We start from the raw sequence: 1,430 nt of genomic DNA, 5'->3' as shown, positions 1-1,430 counted from the left end.
GTCTCCAGCATGCCATAGGCGAAATTGGTCAGCCACGGCCCGAGCGAGATGCGCTTGACGCCGGCCATAACAAGGTCGGCGACGGTGAAACCGGGGCGGGCCATCACATTGACTGGACGGCTCACCGACGAGCAGATGGTGCGCACCATGTCGACGTCGCCGATCCCCGGCGCATAAAGCACGTCGGCGCCGGCTTTCTCGAAGGCCTGCAGCCGCTTGATGGTGTCGTCGAGGTCCGTCTTGCCCCAGAGGAAATTCTCGGCCCGCGCGGTGAAGACGAAATCGTGCTTGAGCGCCCGGGCCGCCTCGACGGCGGCGGCGACGCGTTCGGTCGCATGAGAGAAATCGTAGATCGGGTTGGTGGGGTCGCCCGTGTGGTCCTCGATCGAGCAGCCGGCGAGCCCGGCGGCTTCCGCCGCGAAGATGGTTTCGGCGGCCTGCTCGGGGCTGTCGCCCTTGCCGCGTTCGAGATCGGCCGAAACCGGCAGGTCGGTTGCCGCGGTCACGTCGCGGCAATGGTGGATCATGGCTTCGAAGGTCACGGCGCCGTCCGGCAGGCCGCGCGAGAAGGCGAACCCGGCGCTGGTGGTCGCCAGCGCTGTGAAACCGAAGGAAGCCAGAAGCTTGGTCGTGCCTATGTCCCAGGGGTTGGGCATGACGAAGGTGGAGGCATGCAGATCGCGAAAAATCTTGCCCTTGTCCATGGCGAGTCCTCAATTATGAGCGGGGTCCTGCGAGGAATTTATCGCGGCCGTTCGACCCGGGCAAACGAATGCGCTTGGATCAGAAGCGTTTCTCGTTCTCTGCTGACAAACGTTTGAAGGCATCTGAATCCGCCACGTAGCGCGACGTTTTCTTGTTCCAGTGATAGGTGACGGAAATGTCGTGCGAGACTGCCTTGGGTGCCGGCTCCTCGCAGCTTTCACCGCTGGGCTTGGTGGCGTCGGTCACAGTCACCCTGACCGCGGCATAGGGCTTTTCACTTCCGCGCGTCTGGAAGGAAAGATCCTGCGTGCGTTTGTAGGCGCAGACATTCTCGTCGAATGTGTTGATCTGGTCGATCGGTTCGAAACGATCGTTGCGGACCAGGATCAGGATCGTGCCGACATAGCCCTGGTTCGAATTGAAATGCGTGCTCATGGTAATGAGCGCGTCGTCGCCGGGACCGATCGCGAGCTTTCCCGGATCGCGAAAATAAGTGCTCTGGTCGGTTCCGACATTGACGGCGTCGAGCAGCTTCGGCTTGCCGGTGAGGTCGTAGAGCGCCAGCACGGCAAATCCTTCGGCGCTGTCTTGGGCCTGGCCGAGGTCGAAAAGCATCGCCAGCCGCTCCTTGCCGCCGGCCTTGATGGCCAGCACCGCCGCATTCGGCAGGTTGACGGTCTCGGGCGGCGAGCCGCCCGAGACCGTCAACCTGCCGAATGCGGCGG

General features: G+C 63.0%; 2 protein-coding genes. Both read right to left on the bottom strand.

Features of this window, described 5'->3' with window-relative positions; translation table 11 throughout:
- Positions 1-704 (bottom strand): isocitrate lyase/phosphoenolpyruvate mutase family protein (locus tag EOA28_RS35655; RefSeq protein WP_148671099.1); only part of this gene is annotated, 704 nt, incomplete at its 3' end.
- A 79-nt stretch (positions 705-783) separates the two neighbouring features.
- Positions 784-1,430, bottom strand: a 647-nt coding sequence (locus EOA28_RS35650) for a hypothetical protein (RefSeq protein ID WP_128315843.1), incomplete at its 5' end; no start/stop codon positions are given.

Source organism: Mesorhizobium sp. M2A.F.Ca.ET.067.02.1.1, from assembly GCF_004023285.1.
Taxonomy (GTDB): Bacteria; Pseudomonadota; Alphaproteobacteria; order Rhizobiales; family Rhizobiaceae; genus Mesorhizobium.
This window is presented reverse-complemented; position numbering and strand designations above follow the sequence as displayed.